This is a genomic window from Actinacidiphila sp. bgisy160 (assembly GCF_965342435.1).
Lineage (GTDB): Bacteria > Actinomycetota > Actinomycetes > Streptomycetales > Streptomycetaceae > Actinacidiphila.
On the sequence record NZ_CBDRCM010000013.1, the window covers coordinates 38137 to 56645 of the forward strand.

The 18509-nt window shown below is 72.4% G+C and carries 15 protein-coding genes; 13 read left to right on the forward strand and 2 right to left on the reverse strand.

The features are described from left to right. The first annotated feature begins 66 nt into the window (after positions 1–66). The 6 genes from ACRWNP_RS13705 (at position 67) to ACRWNP_RS13730 (ending at position 5300) form a co-directional block, all read left to right on the forward strand. Positions 67–573, forward strand: coding sequence for a hydrogenase maturation protease (locus ACRWNP_RS13705; RefSeq protein ID WP_431961449.1), 507 nt, complete (start codon positions 67–69; stop codon positions 571–573). Between the two features lie 124 nt (positions 574–697). Then, a complete protein-coding gene (locus ACRWNP_RS13710; RefSeq protein WP_431961450.1) occupies positions 698–1867 on the forward strand; it encodes a 4Fe-4S dicluster domain-containing protein in 1170 nt (389 codons plus the stop codon). Then, entirely contained in the window at positions 1864–2340 is a 477-nt protein-coding gene (locus ACRWNP_RS13715) for a cyclic nucleotide-binding domain-containing protein (protein WP_431961451.1), read from the forward strand. Before ACRWNP_RS13710 ends, ACRWNP_RS13715 begins: the two co-directional genes overlap by 4 nt. Continuing rightward, positions 2337–3146: an FAD/NAD(P)-binding protein gene (locus ACRWNP_RS13720; RefSeq protein WP_431961452.1), complete on the forward strand. Its 810-nt coding sequence runs from the start codon at positions 2337–2339 to the stop codon at positions 3144–3146. Before ACRWNP_RS13715 ends, ACRWNP_RS13720 begins: the two co-directional genes overlap by 4 nt. Position 3147: 1 nt before the next feature. Next, positions 3148–3939, forward strand: a complete 792-nt coding sequence (locus ACRWNP_RS13725; protein WP_431961453.1) for an oxidoreductase — start codon at positions 3148–3150, stop codon at positions 3937–3939. After that, positions 3936–5300 carry a Ni/Fe hydrogenase subunit alpha gene (locus ACRWNP_RS13730; protein WP_431961454.1) on the forward strand — a complete coding sequence of 455 codons (1365 nt, stop codon included), beginning with the start codon at positions 3936–3938 and terminating at the stop codon, positions 5298–5300. The genes ACRWNP_RS13725 and ACRWNP_RS13730 overlap by 4 nt, the downstream gene beginning before the upstream one ends. Positions 5301–5872: 572 nt before the next feature. Here ACRWNP_RS13730 and ACRWNP_RS13735 read toward each other — a convergent pair. Continuing rightward, positions 5873–8272 (reverse strand): glycoside hydrolase family 65 protein, encoded by a 2400-nt coding sequence (locus ACRWNP_RS13735; RefSeq protein WP_431961455.1) that lies wholly within the window; start codon positions 8270–8272, stop codon positions 5873–5875. Positions 8273–8417: 145 nt separating this feature from the next. Beyond that, a complete protein-coding gene (locus ACRWNP_RS13740; protein ID WP_431961456.1) occupies positions 8418–9299 on the reverse strand; it encodes a universal stress protein in 882 nt (293 codons plus the stop codon). 227 nt (positions 9300–9526) lie between these two features. Between ACRWNP_RS13740 and ACRWNP_RS13745 the strand changes: the two genes are divergently transcribed. The 7 genes from ACRWNP_RS13745 to ACRWNP_RS13775 all read left to right on the forward strand — a co-directional run bounded on the left by ACRWNP_RS13745 (position 9527) and on the right by ACRWNP_RS13775 (position 18433). Continuing rightward, entirely contained in the window at positions 9527–10204 is a 678-nt protein-coding gene (locus ACRWNP_RS13745) for a CBS domain-containing protein (protein WP_431961457.1), read from the forward strand. Positions 10205–10453: 249 nt separating this feature from the next. After that, complete coding sequence (locus tag ACRWNP_RS13750; protein WP_431961458.1) at positions 10454–13153, forward strand: GNAT family N-acetyltransferase; 2700 nt, start codon at positions 10454–10456, stop codon at positions 13151–13153. A gap of 27 nt (positions 13154–13180) precedes the next feature. After that, the gene (locus ACRWNP_RS13755; RefSeq protein WP_431961459.1) at positions 13181–13900 is read left to right on the forward strand and encodes a CBS domain-containing protein; all 720 of its coding nucleotides are present in this window, start codon (positions 13181–13183) and stop codon (positions 13898–13900) included. A gap of 10 nt (positions 13901–13910) precedes the next feature. After that, positions 13911–14180 (forward strand): SHOCT domain-containing protein, encoded by a 270-nt coding sequence (locus tag ACRWNP_RS13760; protein WP_431961460.1) that lies wholly within the window; start codon positions 13911–13913, stop codon positions 14178–14180. A gap of 211 nt (positions 14181–14391) precedes the next feature. After that, the gene (locus ACRWNP_RS13765; protein ID WP_431961544.1) at positions 14392–17124 is read left to right on the forward strand and encodes a cation-translocating P-type ATPase; all 2733 of its coding nucleotides are present in this window, start codon (positions 14392–14394) and stop codon (positions 17122–17124) included. Continuing rightward, the gene (locus tag ACRWNP_RS13770; RefSeq protein WP_431961461.1) at positions 17121–17780 is read left to right on the forward strand and encodes a potassium channel family protein; all 660 of its coding nucleotides are present in this window, start codon (positions 17121–17123) and stop codon (positions 17778–17780) included. Before ACRWNP_RS13765 ends, ACRWNP_RS13770 begins: the two co-directional genes overlap by 4 nt. Continuing rightward, positions 17777–18433 (forward strand): potassium channel family protein, encoded by a 657-nt coding sequence (locus ACRWNP_RS13775; RefSeq protein WP_431961462.1) that lies wholly within the window; start codon positions 17777–17779, stop codon positions 18431–18433. Before ACRWNP_RS13770 ends, ACRWNP_RS13775 begins: the two co-directional genes overlap by 4 nt. Positions 18434–18509 lie beyond the last annotated feature (76 nt).

Consider the following 18509-nt stretch of genomic DNA (forward strand, 5'->3'; position numbering starts at 1 on the left):
TCCGCTCGCCGCGTCGGGGCGTGAGCCGGCCTCGAGGGTGGTGCAATGGCCCGCGAGGAGGCGACAATGCACGATCGTTCGGATGCGGTGGTCATCGGGGTGGGAAACGTGTTCCGGAGGGACGACGGCGTCGGCTGGGCCCTCGTCGAGGCGCTGCGCGGTCACTCCGCCGGGGTCCGCTTGCCGAGGGGGACGGTGCTGCGGGAGTCGGCCGGGGACCCCGCGCAGCTCATCGACCTGTGGGAGGAGGCCGGTCGGGCGGTCGTCGTCGACGCCTGCTTCCCCTCCGCCGCCTGTCCCGGGCGTGTCCACCGCTGGTGCCCGTCGCCCGGCGAGGTACCGTCGCCCGAGGATGGACGGCACAGCACACACGGACTCGGCCTCGTCCATGCCCTCCGACTCGCCGACGCCCTGGGTCGTCTTCCCGCCAGCCTGGTGGTGTACGCCGTCGAGGGGGCCGACCGGTCACTGGGGAGAGGACTCACCCCTGCGGTCGCGGGCGCCGTCCGGCCCTTGGCGGAACGCGTCGCGCGGGAGCTCGCGTCAGACCCGGCCGACCGACAGGGGCCGTAAGGGCGAAACCCCGCGCGGCAACGTCGTGGTCCGGCCCCGAACGCGGTGACCCCGTGGTGCAGTGGAGCCCGGCGACTGCTCCGAGCCACCCTGCCGGCCAGGAGCGCGGAGGCTGAGGAATGACATGACGCACTCGGGAGACACCGGAGCGGTCACCCACGAGCCGGCCGAGGCCGTGCTGGACCGGGACGGCCTCGAGGCACTGGTGCGGGTGCTCCGACAGCGTGGGCGGACCGTGGTCGGTCCCACGGTGAGGGACGGCGCCATCGTCCTGGCCGAGTTGGAGTCCGCAGCGGAACTGCCGCACGGCTGGGGGGTCGAACTGGAGGCGGGCCGGTACCGGATCCGCAGGCGTGCGGACACCGCTGCTTTCGCGCACAGCGCGGGTCCTCAGTCCTGGAAGTCGTTTCTGCACCCGGAGCGGGTACGCCAGTGGAGCGCGGACCGTGGTCCCGACGAGGAGCTGACCGTACGGGAGGAGAAGCCTGACCCCGTCTCCTACGCGTTCCTCGGAGTCCGTCCCTGCGACCTGCGGGCGATCCGGATCCTGGACCGTGTGCTGACCGGGGGCCGCCACCGCGATCCCGTCTACGGTGCGCGCCGTACCGGGGCCTTCCTCATCGCGGTGGAGTGCACCGAGCCCGGTGCCACGTGTTTCTGCGTCTCCATGGGCGCGGGGCCCGCCGTCGACGGGGGCTACGACCTCGCGCTGACCGAAGTGCTGGACGCCGACGGCCACCGCCTGCTGTGCCGCAGCGGAAGCGCGGAAGGCGCCGCCGTGCTCGCCGAACTCCCCCGGCGCCCCTCTGACGACGCGACAAGGCGCTCCGCCGCGGCCGCGGTTGGCGGCGCCGCCCAGCGCATGGGCAGGAGCATGCCCGCGGTGGACCTGCGCGTCCTGATGCGCGACAACCTGGAGGCCGACCGCTGGGACGATGTCACCTCCCGCTGCCTGAGCTGCGGCAACTGCACCATGGTCTGCCCCACCTGCTTCTGCACGACCACCGAGGACGTCTCGGACATCACCGGTGACCACGCCGAGCGGTGGCGACGCTGGGACTCCTGCTACGACCTGGACTTCTCGGCCTTGCACGGCGTCCCCGTGCGCGCATCGGCGCGCAGCCGCTACCGGCAGTGGCTGACCCACAAACTCGGAACCTGGCACGACCAGTTCGGCAGCTCCGGCTGCGTGGGCTGCGGCAGGTGCATCGTCTGGTGCCCCACCGGAATCGACCTCACGGTCGAAGCGCGCGCCCTGCACGAGGAGGCCACGGCCGAGGAGAACCCCCGGTGACCGCGCAAGCCGGCCCCACGCAGCCCAAGGGCATCCTCGCCGCCCTCGCGGCCGAGCACCGGGACCGGCTCATGCCCCTCGCCGAGGAGGTGGCCTTCCCGGCAGGCGCGCGGATCTTCGAGGAGGACGAGCCGGCGGACCGCTTCTGGATCATCCGCACCGGCAGCGTCGCACTGGACGTGCAGCACCCGGGCCGCGGCCGGGACGTCATCGAAACCCTCGACAGCGGATCACTTCTCGGCTGGTCGTGGCTGTGCCCGCCCCGCCGGTGGCATCTCGGAGCCGAGACCCGGGAGGCCGTCACGGCTTGGCAGTTCGACGCCGTGGCCGTCCGCGGACTGTGCGCCGAGCAACCGGCTCTCGGACTGGCGCTGGTCACCCTGGTCGCCCAGACGATCGGGCACCGGCTGCGCGCGACCCGCGACCGGCTGCTCGACCTGTACGGCCCGCGGGGAAGCGGGCCGGCGGCATGAGCGACGTCGTCCCCCTGCCCTACCGCGTCGTCGGCCGGCGTCGAGAAACCTCCGACACGGTCACCGTCGAACTGGCACCGGTCACGCAGGTGCTCGCGCCCTTCGCTCCCGGCCAGTTCGCCATGGTCCATGCCTTCGCCGTGGGTGAGATCCCCGTCTCGGTGTCACGCATGACCGAAGGAGGACGCCTCGGGCTCACCATCCGGTCCGTAGGGGCGGTGTCCGCGGCGCTGTGCCGTGCCACCGTGGGAGCGACGGTCGGTGTCCGCGGACCCTTCGGCACCGGCTGGCACACGACGGCCGCGCTCGGACACGACCTGCTCCTCGTGGCCGGGGGGATCGGCCTGGCCCCGCTGCGCCCGCTGGTCCACACCGTCCTGGCCCGCCGGCGGGCGTACGGCCGGCTGAACGTCCTGGTGGGTGCCCGGACCCCGGAGGATCTGCTGTACCAGGACGAACTCCCTGACTGGCGGCAGCCTTTCGCAGCGGTCACCGTCGACCGGCCCACTCCGGACTGGAGAGGGCGGGTCGGCGTCGTCACCGGACTGCTCGGCGAGGCCCCGTTCACGCCGCAGGACACCGCGGCCTTCGTCTGCGGCCCCGAGGTCATGATCCGCGCCACCGCCCGCCGGCTGATCCACCTCGGCGTACGGCCCGACCGCGTACAGATCTCCCTGGAGCGGAACATGCGATGCGCGACCGGTCACTGCGGTCATTGCCAACTCGGCCCCCTGCTGCTCTGCCGTGACGGCCCCGTCGTCCGCTACGACCTGGCCCGACCGCTGCTGGCCGTACGGGAGCTGTGACATGACCCCCTCCACCACCCCCGGGAGGACCTCCCGCCCACGACTGGGAGTGTTCAAGTTCGCGTCCTGTGACGGCTGTCAGCTGACGCTCCTGGACTGCGAGGACGAACTGCTCTGCCTGGCCGACGAGATGGAGATCGCTCACTTCCTGGAGGCCTCCGGCGACGTTGCACCCGGACCGTACGACCTCGCACTGGTCGAAGGATCGGTGAGCACCCCCGAGGACGCGGCCCGCATCCGGCGTGTCCGCGCCGAATCACGTCATCTCGTCACCATCGGCGCCTGCGCCACCGCGGGCGGCGTCCAAGCGCTGCGGAACTACGCGGACGCCACGGAGTACCTGGCAGCGGTCTACGCCCGCCCCGACTACATCGCCACCCTCGCCACCTCCACCCCGATCTCCGCTCATGTGAGGGTCGACTTCGAGTTGCGCGGCTGCCCCATCGACCGTGGCCAGCTGCTCGAGGTCATCACCGCCTTCCTCTCCGGCCGCAAGCCGGACACCCCTGACCACAGCGTGTGCTTCTCGTGCAAGCGGCGTGGCGCGGTGTGCGTCGTCGTCGCCCACGGCACGCCCTGTCTGGGTCCCGCCACCCACGCCGGCTGCGGTGCCCTCTGCCCGGCCTACGGGCGTGGCTGCTACGGGTGCTTCGGGCCCGCGGGCACGACGAACCTTCCCGCGCTCATCCCGCTCCTGCGGCGCGACGGCCTGAGCGACGAGGACACCGGACGCCTCCTGCACACCTTCAATGTCACCGCGTTCGCAAGGGTCCAGCAGGAGGACCCACGATGAACGTGAGCGACGCCGGCGACGAGTCACGCATCCTGCGGCTTCCCGCGATCGCACGCGTCGAAGGCCAGGCAGCCCTGCGCCTTCTGCTCCGCGGGGGCACGGTCGCCCAAGCCCGACTCGCGGTCTACGAACCGCCACGGTTCTTCGAGGCCTTCCTGCGGGGCCGCGCGTACACCGAGCCACCCGACCTCACCTCCCGCATCTGCGGGATCTGTCCCGTCGCCTACCAGCTGACGGCATGCAGGGCCGTCGAGGACGCGTGCGGGGTGGCCGTGGACGGCCAACTGGCCGCGCTCAGACGTCTGCTCTACTGCGGCGAGTGGATCGAGAGCCAGACCCTGCACATCCATCTCCTGCACGCCCCGGACTTCCTCGGCCATGACGACGTGATCGGCCTGGCCCGCGACCACCGGCTGCACGTCGAGCGCGGCCTGCGGCTGAAGCAGACCGGCAACGCCGTGATGGAGTTGCTCGGCGGCCGCTCGATCCATCCCGTCAACGTCCGGCTCGGCGGTTTCCACCGCACCCCCACGCGTGCCGAACTCCGGCCCCTGGCGGAAAGGCTGCGGGTCGCCCTCGACGACGCCTGGGACACCGTTCGATGGGTGGCCGGCTTCGACTTCCCGGACGCCGAGTGCCATGCCGATCTGTTCGCCCTCGCCGAGACCCACACCTACGCCATCGAGTCCGGTGTGCCCACCGTCATGCGCGCCGGTGGGACGGCGACGTGCGGCCTCCCCGTCTGCGACTTCCGCGCCCACGTCACCGAGGAACAGGTTCCGCACTCCACAGCGCTCCACTCACGGCTGGACGGCCGCCGGCACCTCACCGGGTCATTGGCCCGCTACGCCGTGAGCGGCCACCTCCTGTCACCCCTGGCCCTCCAGGCAGCCCGGGAGGCCGGGCTGGCCGAACCCCCTCGGCTCACCGGGGCAGGACCTCGCCCCAACCCCTACCGCAGCATCATCGTGCGCGCCGTGGAGGTCCTGTACGCGGCGCAGGAAGCCCTGCGCATCATCGACGACTATGAGCCGCCTCCCCGGCCGTACATCGACGTACCGCCCCGGGCCGGGGTGGGGCACGGCGCCACCGAAGCGCCTCGCGGACTGCTGTACCACCACTACGCCATCGACGGCCAAGGCCGTGTCACCGACGCGTGCATTGTTCCGCCGACCGCCCAGAACCAGGGGGCCATCGAGGACGACCTTCGCCGCCTCGTCCAACAGGAACTGGAACGAGGCCCCGCGTCCGACGAGGCACTGGCCCAGCTGTGCGAGCGCATCATCCGCAACCACGACCCGTGCATCTCTTGTTCGGCCCACTTCCTGGATGTGGACATCTCTCGCGTTGCCGGGGCGTGAGAGGAATCGGGCACCCCATCGCGGGTGCGGCGAACTTCGACCGGTCCGGGCCTGCCCGGGCACGAGGCAGCACCTCCGCGTGCGCTCCGGGCGAGGCCCCCGCCGCACAGCCCACAGGCGGCGGGGGCCTCCCTCATTTCCCGGACGGCCTGCGGGCGTATGTGGAGGGACCCACAGGGCCGCACTTCCAGGGTGCGCGCCCGCCGGCTGGAGCGCGCGTCAAGAAGGCTCGCCGGCCCCTGTGAGACAGCGCCGAAGCCGACTCCTGACCGGGGACGACGCAGGCCAGCTGTGCCCTGGCCTGACCACCGCCGCGGGCTGCCGCCAGGTGCCCGGCGATGAGGGTGAGGTCGGAGCCGGCCCCGCCCCATGGGCGGATTCGAGTCCGGAGCGGGGCCGCACTTTCAGGGTGCGCCTGCCAGGGATCCAAGGCGCGCCGGGCGAAAGAACGCGGAGGACCGCCTGTGATCCTCCGTCGCCCCCGCTGACGTCCGGCGCCTTCGGTTCGGTGGCATCGGCAGGAACCAGCGGCGCACCCACTGCCCGCGCCGGCGGGGCGTGCGGAGCGGGGTTCATCGGTCCGGCAGGTCGAGCAGCCGGAAGCGGCCCGGTGGGACGGACCATGTCCGGCCGCCGAGCCGGACCCGGACCGGTGCTGCGTCGGAGGTGGGGACGGCTATGCCGAGGTGGTCGGCGTCGACGTGGATCCGTACGCCCCAGTGGCCGCGGTAGCGGATGTTGAAAGCGAAGCGTGACAGCTGCGGCAGCGGCGCCGGCTCGAGCCACAGGGCGTCCTCGCGGGCTTCCAGACCGGTCAGGCCGCGCTGGACGAGGTCGAGGGTGCCGGCCATGGCACCCAGGTGGATGCCTTCCTCGGTGGTGCCGCCCTGGATGTCGGTGACATCGCCGATCAGTGCTTCCTGCGCATACGACCAAGCGTCGGCCCGGTGGGCCCGGGCCAGCACCCAGCCGTGCACCACTCCGCTGAGGGTGGATCCGTGGCTGGTGCGCCGCAGGTAGTAGTCGACCGTGGACCGCCAGGTGCCGTCGTCGAGCTCGTACCCCAGCCGTTCGAACAGGCCGCGCAGTTCGGCGGGCGGGAAGAGGTAGCCCAGCATGAGCACGTCGGCCTGTTTGGACGCCTGGTAGCGGTTGACCGAGTCCCCCTCGGCCTCCAGGATCCGGTCCAGTCGGCGGATGTCCCCGTATCGCGCCCGGTATCCCGCCCAGTCCAGTTCCTCCAGCTCGTCGTAGCCGGCGAACTGGCTGATCACACCGGCGTGACGGGGAACGTACAGCTTCCTCGAGATGTCCTCCCAGCGGTCGGTCTCCCCCACGCCCAGGCACGTGCGCTCGCGCAGTTCCTCGCGGCGCGGGGCGGGCAGGACGCGCCACAGGTGCAGGGCGCGGGTGAGCACCCAGGCGGCGGTGACGTTGGTGTAGGTGTTGTCGTCGATGCCGGGCGTGGTGGAGCCGGGGTAGGCGTCGTGGTACTCGTCGGGCCCGACGATGCCGCGGATGCGGTAGCGGCCGGTGCCCTCGCACTGCGCCTCCCAGCTGGCGGAAGAGGCCCAGAAGCGGGCGATCTGCAGCAGCATCTCGGCGCCCTTGGTGTACAGGAACTCCGTGTCGCCGGTGGCCTGCCCGTACCGCCAGATGTTGTAGGCCACGGCGGAGCCGACGTGGTGCTGGAGCCGGGTGTGGTCGGGCAGCCACCGTCCTGAACTCGGGTTGAGGTGGAGGAGCTGGGTCTCCTCACGTCCGTCGCTGCCGCTCTGCCACGGATACATCGCCCCGGCGCGGCCGGCGCGTGTCGCTGCCCGGCACGCCTCGTCCAGGCGGCGGTGGCGGTACTCCAGCAGGGACCGGGACACCTCGGGGAAGTGCAGGTCGAGATAGGGCAGGACGAACAGCTCGTCCCAGAAGACGTGACCGCGGTAGGCCTCGCCGTGCAGGCCCCTGGCGGGCACGCCCACGTCCAGCTCCGCGGTGTGCGGGGAGAGGGTCTGCAGGACGTGGAAGGTGTGCAGCCGCAGGACCCGCCCGGCTTCGCCCGGGACGTCCAGGCCGGCGCGGCGCCAGAGTTGCTCCCAGGCGGCGGCGTGCGTGGCCAGGAGGCCGGCGAAGTCGGGGGCTCGTTCGACGCGGTCGAGTGCGGCGTGCAGCGGGTCGCTGATCGCCGGGTCCCGGGAGGTGTGCAGGGCGACGGTCTTCTCGACGACGGCCGGGCGGTCCGGAGCGACCGGGACGGTCAGCCGGTGGACCACCGTGCGCTCCCCCGCGTCCAGTGAACCGGCCGGCCGCGGATGAGAGGTGGCGTGCGTCCGGGCGGCAAGCGCGATGCGGATGTCGGAGGCGGTGGTACGGCACCGCAGCCAGACCGTGTCCGGTTCCGAGGTACCGGTGTGCATCCGGGTGAGGTGACGGCCGTTGAGGTCCCGGTAGCGGGCGACACCCGCGTTGCTGACGTCGCCGTCGAGCGCGGACTCCACCTCCAGGTCCGCGGACCAGCCGCCCTCCGCGCGGAAGACGGTGCGCAGTGCGGCGAGGTGCGGGTCGTGCATGTGCACGAGCCGGGTCTGCTCGACGGCGAGGATCCGGCCGCGCGGGTCCCGCAACCGGAACGTCCTGGTCAAGGTGGCGCGTCGGAAGTCGAGATCCTGCCGGTGCTCCAGCAGCGAGCCGTCGTCGGGGGTGAACCACGCCCCGCCGTCACCGAGCCTGAACCGCAGGGGCAGCCAGTTGGGCAGGTTGACCATGTCCTCGTTGCGGACTTTCCGTCCGGCGACGGTGGAAGGGAGCCGGTTGTAGCAGCCGGCGGCATAGGTACCGGGGTAGTGATGGGGGCCGGCGGTGGTCTCCGGGGCGGCGCCGCGGGTGGCGAAGTAGCCGTTCCCCAGGGTGCACAGCGCCTCGCGCAGCCGCTCCTCGGCGGGGTCGTACCCCTCGTACGACCATGTCCACTCCCCCATCGTCACCCCTTCCGGGACCCGGTTGCCGGGCAACGTCCGCTGCACGGCGTTTTTGGCGCCGCAGGTGGTTCGGCAGGCCCTTCGCCACGGTCTTCCGCGGACGCACCTGCCGCCCCGGGGGCGGGGCAGGTGCATAGGCGCCGAGTCAGCTGGGTTGCGGAACGACGGCCACCGGACACGGCGCGTGGTGGAGCATCGCATGGTTGACCGGGCCGAGCTGGAGACCGAACGGGTTGTTGCGGCGGCGGGCACCGACGACCAGCAGATCCGCGTTGTCCAGTGTCGCCAGCAGGATCTTTCGGGCGTGGCCCTCGCCCGCGCACCGCCGGTAGCGAACGCCGGGGCGAGCGGTCGCGGCGGCGCGCAGGGCCTGGTCGAGGTGTTCTTCGGCGCCGCGCTGGTGTGCCTTGACGGCCTCGTCCTCGTAACCGGTCCATTCGGCGCCCTCGCCCGGCGGTATTCGCCACGCGTGGACGGCCCGCACCCCGCAGCCACGCAGCTCGGCCTCGCGGAAAGCGAATTCCACCGCCGCTGAGGAGTTGTCGTCCGGCCCCACGCCGAGCACGATCCAGCGTTCACCGTCACCGGTGCCGCTTTCGTCGCGATCGCCCCTCACCACGACCACCGGACATTCCGCACGGCCGGCCAGGGTCAGGCCGACCGAACCCAGCAGCAGGCCCGCCATGCCGCCGCGGCCGCGATGGCCCACCACCACGGCGGTGGCGTGGGTTCCCTCGCGCAGCAGCGCGTACTGAGTGTCCTCGGCGAGGACCTCGGCCGAGACCTCCAGGCCCGGCCGGCGCAAGCGGGCCCGCTCCTCCGCGGAGCTCGCGATGTGCTGGGCGAGGATCTCTCCTTCCGGAGGTTCCCGGGTGAAGGAGGGCGCCCGTCCCTCGTACCGCTCCCACAGGGAGGCGTACACGATCCGCAGCGGCACTCCCCGCACGACGGCCTCGTCCGCGGCCCAGTCGACTGCCTTCAGGGAGGCGTCCGATCCGTCGGTGCCCACGACCAGGGGAAGCGTCATGGCCTCCACCGCCTCTCGATGTTGCGGCTGCTGTATGGACGACACTGCCGAGTGGACCCACGTGCGCGCATGGGCCGATCGGCCCGACCGGAGGGACGCCTGGCCGTGGCGGTGGCCCCACCGGCCCATGCGAGTCACAGTGGAATCAACCGACAGTGAGACCGGACGAGGCGAAGCTCGCCGGCGGCGGGCATGGCCCTGAGACAACCGTGCAGGAGGCGGGGACGATGTACCACCGCAACGTCGGCGATCTGATGACCAAGGCGGTCGTATCGATACGGCCGGACACGCCGTTCAAGGAGATCGCGAAGCTGCTCGCCGAGCGCGACGTCACCGCCGTCCCCGTCGTGGACGAAGGGAACCGGCCGGTGGGCGTGGTGTCCGAGGCGGACCTGCTGCGCAAGGAAGCGGGGCAGCCGGACCCGGCCGGCCTGCTGCCCGCCCGGCACCCGCGGCCGGGCGAGCGTTCCCGTATCGCCGCCACCACCGCGGAGGGGCTGATGAGCAGCCCGCCGGTCGTCGCGCGGCCCGAGTGGTCCGTGGTCGAGGCGGCCCGGATCATGGAGCACCGCGGGGTGAAGCGACTGCCCGTGGTCGACGAGACGGGCCGGCTGGTGGGCGTAGTGAGTCGCGCCGACCTGCTGCGGGTCTTCTTGCGCAGGGACAGCGCCATCCGCGAGGAGATCACCGGTGATCTGCTGGTGAGGACGCTCGGACTCGCCCCGGGCGCCGTCACCGTTCAGGTGGTCGACGGGAAGGTGTCGCTTGAGGGCGTGGTGGACCGTCGCAGCCTCGTGCCGGTGGTCACGGAGCTGTGCCGCGGCGTGGACGGCGTCGTCGACGTCGAGGCGCGCCTGGGCTACAAGGCCGACGACACCGTCCGGCAGGCCCCCGCGCACCGGTGACCCGCCGGGCCGTGGTGAGAGCGGTCCGGTTGGCCCCATGCCCTCGACCTTCACAGCGACCTCGCCGGCGCTCTGGCCCTCTCCCGGCCTTGTCGCTGCGTGACGGGACGAGACACCGTCTTGACGCCCCTTTCCTTCAGCCGCCAGTCGATAAGGGCCCAACGGCCCCAGGCCGGGCCCCGGCCGACCCCTGGGAGTACCTCGGCGGCCGCCCGATGGTGGAGGTGAGCCAAGGAGAGGGGAACAGTGATGACGGACACGGCGCTGTGCCACCTGCAGCCGGCCCATGCTCTGCTGGCGGACGGCAGGACCGTGGAGATCCGGGCCGCCGGGCCGGACGACCACGACCGGGTGCAGGATCTGTACGCGCGCATGTCGGCGGAGAACCTGCGGCTGCGGTTCTTCTGCGTGGGGCGACGTTCCGGGCAGCTCGCCGCCGACCGTCTCCGTGATCCGGCCCGGCCGGGCCGGCTGACGCTTCTCGCGCTTCTCGGCGACCGGCTGGTCGGTGTCGCCGAGTACGCCACCGGACAGGACCCCGAGGCGGCCGACGTGGCGCTGGCCGTGGCCGACGACGTCCACCACACCGGCATCGGGACCCTGCTGCTGGAACACCTGGTGCACGCGGCCCGCTCCGAGGGCATCAAGGTGTTCGACGCCGACGCTCTCGCGGACAACCGCGCCGTGCTCAAGGTCTTCGCCGATCTGGGGCTGCGGACCGCCCGCCACTTCGACGGCCCCGACGTGCACTGCACCATCCGCCTCGACCCCGACGAGCGGTACCTCGCGGCCTGCGACGAGCGGGGCCGCGGCGCCGACACCGCGAGCATGCGGCCGCTGCTGCGCCCGCGGTCGGTGGTGGTCATCGGGGCCGGCACCAGACCGTCATCGGTCGGGCGGGCAGTGGTGCGCAACCTGCGCCGCGGCGGCTTCACCGGCCCGCTGTACGTGGTCAACCCGCACGCCGACGCCATTGAGAACGTCCCCGCGTACCCGTCCGTGACCGAGCTGCCGCGGGTTCCCGAGCTGGCGGTGCTCGCCGTCCCGGCCGCGGCGGTACCCGAGGTGGCACGGCAGTGCGGTGCCACGGGGGTGCGCGCGCTGGTCGTCGTCACCTCGGGGCTGGACGCGGGCCAGGCCGGGGCGCTCCTGGACGCCTGCCGCCGGCACGGCATGCGCCTGGTGGGCCCGAACTGCCTGGGCATCGCCAACACCGCCGACGACGTACGGCTGGAGGCCACCTTCGCCGCGCACCGGCCGCTGCCGGGTACAGCCGGGGTGGCCGTGCAGTCGGGCGGGGTGGGTATCGCCCTGCTCGGCGGGCTGACCAGGCTCGGCATCGGCGTCTCGGAGTTCGTCTCGCTCGGCGACAAGTGCGACGTCAGCGGCAACGACCTGCTGCAGTGGTGGGAGAGCGACGGCCGCACCGACATGGCACTGCTGCACCTGGAGTCCTTCGGCAACCCGCGTGCCTTCTCCCGCACCGCCCGCCGGGTGGCGCGCGTCATGCCCGTGCTGACCGTCGACGCGGGACGTTCCGAGGCCGGACGGCGTGCCGCGGCCTCGCACACGGCGGCCGCCGCGACACCGACGATGACCCGGCAGGCGCTCTTCATCCAGGCGGGCGTCATCGCGACGCGTACGATCGGCGAACTCCTGGAGACCGCCGCGCTGCTGCACTCCCAGCCCCTCCCGGCCGGTACCCGCGTCGCCGTGGTGTCCAACGCGGGCGGCGCCGGGGTGCTGGCGGCCGACGCCTGCCAGGAGGCCGGGCTCACGGTGCCGGTGCTGCCGGACGCCGTGACCCGGGACCTGCTCGCGCTTCTGCCCAGGGGTGCCAGTGCCGCCAACCCCGTGGACACGACCGCCGCGGTGAGTGAGAGCGCGCTGCGCGCCTGTGTGGACCGACTCGCCCGCCACCCGTCCGTGGACGCCGTCCTGCTGACCCTGGTGCCCACCGCCCTCGCGGCGGCGACCGGCGACGACCCGGTGCGGGCCCTCACCCACGGCGGCCCCGACCAGCGGTCCACGACTGTGGCCGCGGTCCTGCTCGACCAGCCCGAGGGCGTACGCCTGCTGCGCACCTCCGGTGGCGGGGCGGTACCGGCCTACAACGATCCGCGGGCCGCGGCGCAGGCCCTGGCCCACGCGGCGACGCGGGCCCGCCGACTGGCTCGGCCGCCGGGCACCGTCCCCGCCCTGACGGGCACCGACCCGGCCGCCGCGCGGGTCCTGGTGGAGGCCTTCCTCGCGGAACACCCCGAAGGGGGCTGGCTCGACCCGCGCGCCTGCGGCGAGCTCCTCGACTGCTACGGCATCAACCGCGTACCGCAGGCCATGGCGGCGGACGAACAGGCGGCCGTGGACGCGGCGGAGCGGCTCGCCGGACCAGGCGAGCGGGTGGTGCTCAAGGCCCAGTGGCCGGGGCTGGTGCACAAGAGCGAGCACGGAGCGGTCCTGCTCGATCTCCAGGGCGAGGAGCAGGTCCGGGCTGGGTACCGCGAGCTGGCCCGACGTTTCGGCGAAGTGCTGACGGGCGTGCTGGTGCAGCCGATGGCGGCCCGCGGCACCGAATGGTTCGCGGGCCTCGTACAGGACGAGGTGTTCGGACCGCTGGTCCTGTTCGGGCTCGGCGGCACGGCCACCGAGGTGCTGGCCGACCACGCGGCGCGCCTGGCCCCGCTCACCGACCTGGACGTCCACGACCTGATCACCGCCCCTCGGTGTGCGCCGCTGCTGTTCGGTCACCGCGGTGGCGCGGCGGCCGACCTGCAGGGGCTGGAGCAACTGCTGCTGCGGCTGTCGGCGATGGCGTCCGGCCTGCCGCAGCTCGCCGAAGCCGACCTCAATCCCGTCGTCGCGCGCCCGGACGGTGTGGAGGCCCTCGATGTCCGCATCCGCGTGCTCCCACGGCACGCCCATGACCCGTACCTGCGCCGGCTGCGGTGAGACCGCCGCGGCAAGGAGGAGAGGACGATGAAGCACCGCAAGACCGGGCACGTGATGACGGCGGACGTCGTCAGCGTCCGCGAGGGAGCCCCGTTCAAGGACGTCGTGGCGTTGCTCGCACGGCACCGGATCAGCGGTCTGCCCGTGGTCGACGACGACGAGAAGGTCCTCGGGGTCGTCTCCGAGACGGATCTGATGCTGCGGCAGGCATCCCAGGAGGACGGTCCCCGGCGGCGCCTGCCGACGCTGTCGGCCGCCGCCCGGAGGAAGGCCGCCCGGGCGCGCGCTCGGACAGCGGGGCAGCTGATGTCGACTCCGGCTGTCACCGTACGGGCGGGGGAAACCGTCGCGGTCGCGGCGCGCACCATGGCGGAACACCGCGTCAACCGCCTGCCGGTGGTCGACGAGGAGGACCGTCTCGTCGGCATCGTCACCCGCGGCGACCTGCTCCAGGTCTTCCTTCGCCCGGATCCCGACATCCGTGCCGAGATCGTCGACGAGGTCGTCGTCCGCGCGCTGTGGCTCGCCCCGCGCGCGATCGGGGTGAGCGTCCACCATGGGGTGGTCAGCCTCGAGGGCCGATTGGAGCGCCGCACCGAGGTCGCGCTGGCCGAGGCCATGACCCGCCAGGTCGACGGCGTGGTCGCCGTGGTCAACCGGCTCACCTACCGGCTCGACGACACTCACCAGCGACCCGTGGAACCCACGGTCCACGGGGTCGCCGACGACCGGCTGCGCAGTGTGTGAGGAGGACACGATGTTCGTCCACAACCACATGAACGGCTGGGGCTGGGCCCTGATGTCACAGGGCTGGCTGGTGTTGCTGGTCCTCGTCGGCCTGGCCGTGGCAGTGCTGCTGCGGCACACCGCCGACGGCGGTCCCGGCCGCGCTGCCGACCGGCGTGACCGGAGTCCGCGGGAGCTGCTCGCCGAACGCTACGCCCCCGGCGAGATCGACGACGAGGAGTACCGGCGGCGGCTGGAGGTCCTGGGACAGGCCATCGGTCACCGGCAGGAATCGAAGTGACCGGACACGGTCGGCGGGCGCGTCCCCGCGACCCGGCAGTGAGCCGCCGAGGGGCCTGTCATCGCACCACTCGTGATGGGTCACGCCCGGCGCCGTGCCGGCCTCGCGTGAGGTGAGGGCGACCATGGCCGCAGCCACCTCGCAGCAGCTTCCGGTTGCCGCAAGCACACGCGGCGGTGACCTGGCTGTTCCCTGTTTGCAGCCGGAACAGGTGTTTGCGGCGCTGGGCAGTTCGACGCGGGGTCTCACTTCCGCAGAAGCCTCCGCTCACCTGGCGCGTCACGGCCCGAACGAGTTGCCGGCGCCGGCCGGGCGGGGCCTGTGGCGGCGGCTGCTGTCCCAGTTCACCGACCTGTTCGCGGTCGTGCTGCTGATCGCCTCCGGCATCACCTTCCTCGCCTACGGACTGCAGACGCCCCGGGACGAGGGGACGCTCCAGCTCGCCTTCGCGATCGCGGCCGTGGTGCTGCTCAACGCGGTGATCGGATTCGCCCAGGAGTACTCGGCCGAACGCACCGCAGAGTCTCTTCAGGCCATGGTGCCGCGCACCTGCACCGTGCTGCGCGACGGGGAGCGCGCCGTGCTGCCGGTACGGGACCTGGTTCCCGGTGATCTACTGGTCCTCCAGGCCGGTGACGCGGTGCCCGCCGACTGCCGGCTGGTCGAGGCGCGGGCGGTCGCGCTGAACAACGCCGCGCTCACCGGTGAGAGCGAACCCGCACGGCGGACGGCGGACGCGGTGCCACCCGGCCCGCTGCTCCAAGCCCGCAACTGCCTGTTCATGGGCACGGACGTGGTGGCCGGGGCCGGAAAGGCCGTGGCCTTCGCGACCGGCACGGCGACCGAGTTCGGCCGGATCTTCAAGATGACCGCACGGGCGCCGCGGCAGCGGACCCCGCTGCAGGTGCAGGTCGCGGTGATGGCACGCCGGGTCGCTTTGGCCGCGCTGGTGATCGGCGCGTCGCTGTTCGCGATCCGGATCCCGTCGGGGCAGCCGGTGGTGGCGTCGTTCGTCTTCGCTCTCGGGGTCATGGTGGCCCTGGTTCCCGAGGGACTCCCGGCGACGCTGTCGGTGTCGCTGGCCATCGGTGTGCGGCGGATGGCCCGGCGGCACGCGCTGGTCAAGAAGCTGCTGGCGGTGGAGGCACTCGGGTCGACGACGGTGATCTGCACCGACAAGACCGGCACGCTCACCCAGGCGGAGATGACCGTGACCCGGCTGTGGGCGCGGGGGGCCTGGCATGAGGTGTCCGGCGTCGGATACGAACCCGCCGGGGCAGTGGCCGATCCCGGCACCGTGCGCGAGCTGCTGCGCGTGGCGGCTTTGTGCTGCGACGCACGGTTGCTGCCGCCGGACGAGCGGGGCGGCTGGCGCGTCCTGGGCGACACCACGGAAGGCGCTTTGCTGGTGGCGGCCGCCAAGGCCGCGGTCGACATCTCTGAAGAAGAGCAGCGGACACCGCGCGTCATGGAGTTCCCCTTCGACTCCGAACGCAAGCTGATGTCCACCGTCCACGCCCTCGCGGACGGCAGCCGCATGGCCTGTGTGAAGGGCGCGTCGCAGGAACTGGTGGCGCGCTGCACCCATATCGCCGGCGACGGCGGGCCCGAGCCGCTGACCGCCGCGATCCGGCGCACGGTGAACGAGGCGAACGACGCGATGGCAGCTCAGGGCCTGCGTGTCCTGGGGGTCGCACAGCGGGCGCTGCCGCCCGGGCAGGTGGCCGGATCGCAGGAGGAAGCCGAGTCTCACCTGGTGTTCCTGGGCCTGGCGGGCATGCAGGACCCGCCACGGCCGGAGGTCACCGACGCCGTCGCGTCCTGCCGTCGCGCGGGGATCCGCATCGTGATGGTCACCGGAGACCACCCGCTCACCGCCGAGGCGGTCGCGCGGCGGGTGGGGATCGTCCGCGAGCCGGCGCCCACGGTGGTGACGGGCACGGATCTGGACGCCATGGACACGGCGGCACTGCGCGACCTGCTGGGGCGTCCCGCCGAGCTGCTGCTGTGCCGGGTCAGCCCCGAGCACAAGATGCGGGCCGTGGCGGCACTGCAGGAGCTCGGCCAGGTGGTGGCGGTGACCGGCGACGGCGCCAACGACGCCCCGGCGCTCAAGCATGCCGACATCGGGGTGGCCATGGGTGCCGGGGGCACCGACGTGGCACGGGAGGCCGCGGAGATGGTGCTGCTGGACGACTCCTTCGCGTCCATCGCCGCGGCGGTCCGGCTCGGCCGCTCGGTCTACCGCAATATCCGTAAGTTCTTGATCTACCTGTTCAGCCACAACATCGCCGAGCTGGTCCCGATCCTGGTCGCGACGTTCGTGGGATTCCCGCTCGTGCCGATCACCGCCGTGCAGATCCTGGCGATCGACCTGGGATCGGACGTGCTGCCCGCGCTCGCCCTCGGCGCCGAACCCCCGGAGCCGGACGTAATGGATCGCCCGCCGCGTCCCCGGCGCGAACCGCTGTTCTCCGCAGCCGTGGTGCGACGGTTCCTGTTCCTCGGCAGCATCCAGGCACTGGGAGTGTGCGCTGTCTTCTTCTGGCACATCAGCTCCGCCGGCATTCCGTACGCGGACTTCACAGCCGGCAACCCTGTCTACCGGGAGGCGATCACCATGGTCCAGGCGGGCATCGTGGTCAGCCAGTTCTTCAACGCCCAGGCAGTGCGCACCGACCGCGAGAGCGTCTTCCGCGTCGGCCTGTGGTCCAACCCCGCGCTGATCGCCGCAGGACTGCTCGGCGTCGCCATCATGGCGGCGATCTCCTACGTGCCGTTCCTGCAGGCCGTCTTCCACACCGCGCCGCTGGACGCCGCCGACTGGGCGGTGCTCGTGGCGTTCGGGGCGCTGCTGCTGGCCGCCGAGGAACTGCGCAAGTGGTGGCTGCGCCGGTTCAGGCCGCCGGCTGCGGCTCCGCTCGCGGAAGGAGCACGACGATGAGGGTGATCATCGTGGGCTGCGGCCGCGTCGGCGCCGCGCTGGCCCTCCGGCTCACCGCGGAAGGCAACGACACCTGGGTCATCGACCGTCGTGCACAGGCCCGGCAAGCCCTGCCCGCCGGGTTCACCGGGCACTTCCTCGAGGGCAACGGCTACAACCGGGCGGTGCTGGACGCCGCCGGGATCACACACGCCGACGCCCTGGTGGCCGTCACCGGCCGGGACAACGGCAACATCGTCACCGCCCGCGTGGCGAGACAGGCCTACCATGTGCCGGTCGTCCTGGCCCGCATCGACGACCCGCGCAGGGCGGAGATATACCGTGGCCTGGGCATCCGCACCATCAGCGGCGTCAGCTGGACCGTCCACCGGCTGCACCAGTTGCTGTCGCACCGGCACCTCGCGCCGGAACTGGGATTCGGCAACGGCGAGACGCTGCTGATCCGCTCCGGTCTTCCCGGCTACCTCACCGGCCGGCCCCTGTCGGCGTTCGAGGTGGACGGCGAGATCCGCGTCGCGGAGGTCACCCGCGGCGGGCACTCCCTCGTTCCCTCACACCACACCCTGGCCGAGCCCGGGGACGTGGTCACCTTCACCGTCGCCGCCGGCGCCCTCGGCCGTCTGCGCGGTTTCCTCGGCAAGGAGCTCGGGACGTGAAAGCCATCGTCGCCGGCGCCGGACGGCTCGGCGCCCAAGTCGCCCAGGTGCTCGCTGCCGCCCGGTACGACGTCACCGTCGTCGAACGCGACGAGGCACGCACCGCAGAACTCGGCCGGCGGCTCCCCGTCCGGATGCTGACCGGTGACGCATGCGACCCCGACCTGCTCGAGCACGCGGGCGCGCTCAACACCGACCTGCTCATCGCCACCACCGGGGAGGACGAGGACAACCTCGTCATCAGCCTCCTGGCCAAGCGGCATTTCGGCGTCCCGCGGGTGGCGGCCCGTGTCAACGACGAGGAGAACGCCTGGCTGTTCGACGGCACGTGGGGGGTGGACGCCGCGGTGCCCGCCGCCACACCGCTGATCTCTTTGATCGAGGAGGCGACGGGAGCCACCGACACGGTGGCCCTGCTGCGGCTGAGCAAGGCAGGGATCAACGTCATCGAGACCGCCATCAGCACGGCGTCCCGGGCCGCGGGCCGCCCGCTGGCCGAGGTGGTCATGCCGGAGGGCAGTGTGATCGCCACCGTCGTCCGCGACGGCCGGCCCAACGTGCCCACCCCCGAGTTGGTGTTGCGGCCCGGCGACGAACTCCTCGTGGTCTCCCACACCGCCACCGAACAGGAGATCCACGCGGCAGTCCAGTAGGCCGACGGGAGTTGCGCCCTCGGCCACGGCGCCGTCGACGCTTCGCCGAAGTCGTGCCTTGCCCGCCTGATGCACG